The sequence below is a fragment of the Megasphaera sp. DJF_B143 genome, from assembly GCF_900320625.1.
GTDB classification, from domain to species: Bacteria; Bacillota; Negativicutes; order Veillonellales; family Megasphaeraceae; genus Megasphaera; species Megasphaera hexanoica.
In genome coordinates, this window is sequence record NZ_ONTA01000205.1 from 1 (window position 1) to 5,141 (window position 5,141).

Here is a 5,141-nt window from a genome sequence, read left to right on the forward strand (position 1 = left end):
ACAGCGGCCGATAGTACGACTGGTGTTCTACAGCCTTCTGTGTTTTGTCTTTGTGGCCCCGGTCCTGCGCCTCTGCGTCATGAGTTTTCATGGCGCAGATGGCTATAGTCTGGCCAATTTTATTACCTTGTTCCATGACCAGCGGACGTGGGAAGCCATAAAAAATACATTGATCATTTCCATTGCGTCGACGATTATGGCTGCCTTTGTGGGCAGTTTCCTTGCTTTTGTGTCAGCCTATACCAATATCCGTTACAAAAAGTTGCTGTAACTGCTCATTCTCATGCCGTTCATTATCCCGTCTTATATCGTGACGCTGTCCTGGTCAGGCCTTTTGCTGAAGCAAGGCCATATTAATACGTTTGTGACATCACTGGGGCTTGCCCCGCTCGATTTATACAGTCTGACCGGCATATGGGTTGTCCTGGGGTTCATCAATATTCCTGTTGTCTACCTCAGCGTCGTCCACATGCTGCGCAAGATACCTGCAGAGATGGAATGGGCCTCCCGTGCCTGCGGCTTTACTATCTGGCAGACTATATGGCGCATTGACCTGCGGGAAGTCTGGCCAGCTATCGCCAGTGGCAGCCTGTTGGCATTCCTGGCTGCTATTGATAACTTTGCCGTGCCGGCCTTTCTGGGCATTTCATCGGGGATTCCCGTACTCAGTACGTACATCTACGAAAAGGCCATCAGTTTCGGACCCGATGCATTTCCCATGGCAGCCGCGTTGTCTGTCCTGTTGTCGTGTATCGCCATTGGCGGGACACTGTTGGAAAGCTGCTTTGTCCATAGCCGCAGCGCCATGGAATCCATCAAAGAAGATTTCCAGCCCCGCATCATCCTGAACGGCAGCAGACGAAAGATTTTGGAGTGGGGTGTCACGGGGCTGCTCAGCCTTCTCAACTTCGTTCCATTAGCTGATATGATTCTCAACGCGTTCTTGAAAAATTATGGCCTTGCCGTGACCTATAGTAATATATCGTTGCGTAATTTTTCCTTTGTCTTTACCAATACGGGCGTTCTTACGGCTGTCCGCAACAGCCTGATTCTGGCACTGGTCACCTGTCTGGTATGCATCGTGATCGGTACGGTCCTGGCATTCCGTCAAGTGCGTTGCCATAGTCTGGCCGCTGCAATTGCTGAAAAATGCGCAGCCCTGACCTATGCACTGCCGGGCATTGTCCTGGCTCTGGCCATGATTTTCCAGTGGACGGAACCGCTCCCCGGGGTCCGGCCCCAGCTCTATGGGACAATCTACATCCTGCTGTTTGCGTACATCACGCGTTACCTGATTCTTCAGATAAAGAGCAGTAAGACTGCACTGAATGCCATTAATCCCGAACTGGAGGATGCTGTCCGTGCCAGCGGCGGTTCTATGCTGTCAGTCTGGCGCTATGTGCTGGTGCCCCTGCTGATGCGGCCTGTCCTTTCCGGTTCGTTTCTCATATTCGGCCTGTCCCTGACCGAACTAACCTTATCGTCTATTCTGGCCAGTGCCGGTACAAAGACCATCGGCCTTACGATTTTCAGTTTTCAGCAGGCCGGCGATTACAGCCTGTCGGCGGCCATGTCCACCGTCGTCGTATTACTGCTCCTTGGCGGATATATGCTGGCCTGGGCTACATCTTTAAAAAAGAAGGAGAAAAACGTGTATGAGCTTGCATCTCGAACACATAAAACAGAAATTCGGCAGCACGCCAGTGCTTAATGATATTAATCTGGTTATCAGACCGTCAGAATTCCTTGCTATCCTCGGCCCGTCCGGTTGTGGCAAGACGACATTGCTGCGGATTATCGGCGGCTTCCTGAAACCTACCTCTGGCACAGTACGCCTCGATGGCACGGTCTATTCTGATTCATCAGTCATGGTTCCCATTGAAAACAGAGACCTTGGCATGGTGTTCCAGTCCTTTGCCCTGTGGCCACACATGACTGTGCGGGAACATGTGGAATTTCCCCTGAAGAGCCGTAAAAAAACAGGCTGGCCGGCAGAGAAAAAAGAAGCCGCTGTCGCCCAGGCCATCCATGATATGGGACTCGATGCATTGGCCGACCGCTATCCCGGGGAACTGTCCGGCGGCCAGCGCCAGCGCGTATCCCTGGCCCGGGCTATCGTCAGCAAGCCGTCCATCCTGCTTATGGATGAACCTCTGAGTGCTCTCGATGCCGAACTTAAAATCAATATGCGCAAAGAAATCCAGGACATACACCGCCGTACGGGCGCCATTATCATATACGTCACGCACGATCAGAGCGAAGCCCTGGCCATGGCAGACCGCATTCTGGTCATGCGTTACGGCGTCATCGAACAACTGGGAACACCGGAAGAAATTTATACTCACCCGGAAAGCGAATTCGTCGCTACCTTCGTCAGCAAATGTAATCTCCTTCATGGCACCTGGCAGGGGAGTGATTTTCATGTGGCGGGACATCCTTTCGTATATCCTGATACGGGTGTTGCCTGTCCTTTAAAAGAAAAAGGTCTCTATCCCGTCCGGCCGGAACAATTCCATATCACCTATGATGGGCCGGGACTGGAAGCGACCATAACGAACCGGCAGTTTCACGGCAGGGAAATACACTACGCCGTCACCTGTGGTAAAGAAGAATTCCAAGTTTTTGCCCGGTCGGGAGAAGTATTTTCCCCCGGTGAATCGGTACGGCTCGTATTTACGGCGTGAAAAGAGGAAAGCATATGAATTATTTATTTGATCTGCATACCCATACGCTGGCCAGTGGCCACGCCTATGGTTCCTTTACGGATAATATTGCTGCGGCCAGGAAACGGGGCCTCTGGGGTCTGGGGGTATCAGAACATTCCAGTTCCATGCCCGGTGCGCCGCAGCCTATCTTTTTTACCAATTTTAAAGTAATCCCTGACATCATCGATGGACTGCACGTCTTTACAGGAATGGAACTAAATATTATTGATTATGATGGACGTGTCGATATGGAAGAACGCATATTGCAGAAAGTCGATTACATCATTGCCAGTCTCCATAAAGACTGCATCCAGTCCGGATCGGTAGAGGAGAACACATCGGCACTTATCGAGGCTATGAAAAATCCCTATGTTAAAATTCTGGGGCATCCTGACGATGACCGCTTTCCTGTCGATTATGAAAGACTCGTAGAGGCGGCTTCCCACGAACATATTGCCATGGAAATCAATAATAGTTCTGCTTCGCCACGTAACGGGCGTACCGGTGCAGAAAAAAATATTCCTGTGCTGCTGAAATATTGTCAGCAGTATCAGGTTCCTGTCATTGCCGGCAGTGACGCGCATATATGGCTCGATGTCGGAGATTTGCAGCGGTCGGACGCCTTTTTGAAAGACGCTTGTTTTCCTGAATCTCTCGTTCTGAATGCGACGAAAGAAGGCTTATTATACGTCCTCAACGATACGCCGAGACGGAAGCGGCTTGCTGCCAGCCTGTCTGAATAGATGGTGTAGTGAACACCGGGAAGTATAAAAAAACAAAAGAATGGGATGGAAAAGTGTAGCACCTTTTTATATTGCAACGCTTATCGAGCGGGTATATAATGAGATTTGCTTTGATGGTTTGATGTATCATTTCATTTAAAAGCAGTAATGTATGAAGAGGAGGCTTTTCTATGTCATCTAAATTAGGCACAATCTGTATTGTGCTGACAGCAATTGCCTTCGGGACCATGGAAATCTCGTTGAAAATCGCTGGCACTGCTTTTACTCCCTTTCAATTGACCTTTCTTCGTTTTCTCGTCGGTGGTCTGCTGTTGATGCCTCTGGCACTGCGGGATATGAAGAAGCGCCATATCCATCTGAATCGTTCTGATATAGCTTATCTGGCTGTGCTGGGGCTGGTCAATATCTGTTTCAGCATGATTTTGTTCCAGATTGGGGTCAATATGGCCAATGCCGGCCTTGCGGCTATCGTCTTTTCCAGTAATCCTGTCTTTGTCATGATTTTTTCGTATTTTATCATTCATGAAGCATTTACCCGCAAAAAGGCAATTACCCTGGTCCTGAGTATCGTCGGTCTGATTATCGTGGCCAATCCCGTAGCCATTATCGAAAGCGGCAATTTTGGGCTGCTCGTTTCGGCTGCGGCAGCTGTTTCCTTTGCCCTCTATACGACACTTGGTAAGCTGCGTATTGCCAAATTGGGCGGCAATGTAGAAAATGCCTTCAGTTTCCTTCTGGGCTGCTTTTTCCTGTTCTTTATCCTCCTGTTTCACGGCGATCCTATCCTGGGCGGCATCAATTCCAGTACTATCTGGCCGCTCATTTATTGCTCCCTCGTCGTTACCGGTTTCGGGTACCTGTGCTTCATGAAAGCAATTGAACTGACTGGCCCTTCTAATGCATCTTTTGCCTTCTTCATTAAACCAGTCATCGCGTTGATCCTGTCGGCGATTATTCTGTCGGAACCGATTACAATGAATGCTGTCATCGGTCTGGTTCTCATCCTTCTGGGCTGCACCATGGCAGGGCCTATCGAACATCTCCTGTTCCGCCATCATGCGGTCGGTGAAATCGAAGGGCGTAAGAATCATCCGGCGTGGATACGGGAAAATGCAGAATGCCCGCTGGTCATCACTATTTCCCGGGAATTTGGCAGTGGTGGCCGCAATATAGGCAAACTCGTAGCCCGCAAGCTGGGCGTGCCTTACTATGACACGGCTATTCTCAATATGACACGGAAAGAACATCCCCAGACATTCGAAGCCTGGCGCAAGGAAAAAGACCAGCATCTCGGTCCGCTCCTGGCTAAAGTCTACGATGATTACGTCCATTATTCGACAGGGTATGAGTCGAAGCGGCAGGAGATGTTTAATGATGAATCCGATGTCATCCGGGAACTAACCAACGGCAAATCCTGCGTTATCGTCGGGCGGCTGGCAAACTATATCCTGCGCAAGCGTCCCAATACATTTAATGTATTTATTTCTTCTGATCCGGACTGGGCTGTGCAGCGCATCATGCTGCGCGAACACGTCGATGCCGATACGGCCATGAAAATCCGCAACCGCGTCAACAAGGAACGGCGCGACCACTGCATGTATTGTACTGATTCCTACTGGGGATATGGGGCCAATTACGATATGAGCCTGAAATCCAGCGATTACGGTGTCGTAAAGACAGCAGACCTCATCCT

Annotated in this window: 5 protein-coding genes; all 5 read left to right on the forward strand. The window is 50.0% G+C overall.

Translation table 11 applies throughout. The features are described from left to right. The coding region (locus DBO31_RS09385; protein WP_200817472.1) for a hypothetical protein at positions 1 to 271 on the forward strand (271 nt) is incomplete at its 5' end. Positions 272 to 283: 12 nt separating this feature from the next. Then, entirely contained in the window at positions 284 to 1,711 is a 1,428-nt protein-coding gene (locus DBO31_RS06270; RefSeq protein ID WP_200817473.1) for an iron ABC transporter permease, read from the forward strand. Continuing rightward, positions 1,656 to 2,684 carry an ABC transporter ATP-binding protein gene (locus DBO31_RS06275; RefSeq protein ID WP_150824716.1) on the forward strand — a complete coding sequence of 343 codons (1,029 nt, stop codon included), beginning with the start codon at positions 1,656 to 1,658 and terminating at the stop codon, positions 2,682 to 2,684. Before DBO31_RS06270 ends, DBO31_RS06275 begins: the two co-directional genes overlap by 56 nt. Positions 2,685 to 2,698: 14 nt before the next feature. Beyond that, positions 2,699 to 3,448, forward strand: coding sequence for a phosphatase (locus DBO31_RS06280; protein WP_150824717.1), 750 nt, complete (start codon positions 2,699 to 2,701; stop codon positions 3,446 to 3,448). Between the two features lie 170 nt (positions 3,449 to 3,618). Continuing rightward, positions 3,619 to 5,141, forward strand: a 1,523-nt coding sequence (locus DBO31_RS06285; RefSeq protein WP_150824718.1) for an EamA family transporter, incomplete at its 3' end; no start/stop codon positions are given.

Bases quoted from the DNA above. Each gene is read 5' to 3' on its own strand.
- DBO31_RS06275 (WP_150824716.1), top strand. From the start codon at position 1,656: ATGAGCTTGCATCTCGAACACATAAAACAGAAATTCGGCAGCACGCCA.
- DBO31_RS06280 (WP_150824717.1), top strand. From the start codon at position 2,699: ATGAATTATTTATTTGATCTGCATACCCATACGCTGGCCAGTGGCCAC.
- DBO31_RS06270 (WP_200817473.1), top strand. From the start codon at position 284: ATGCCGTTCATTATCCCGTCTTATATCGTGACGCTGTCCTGGTCAGGC.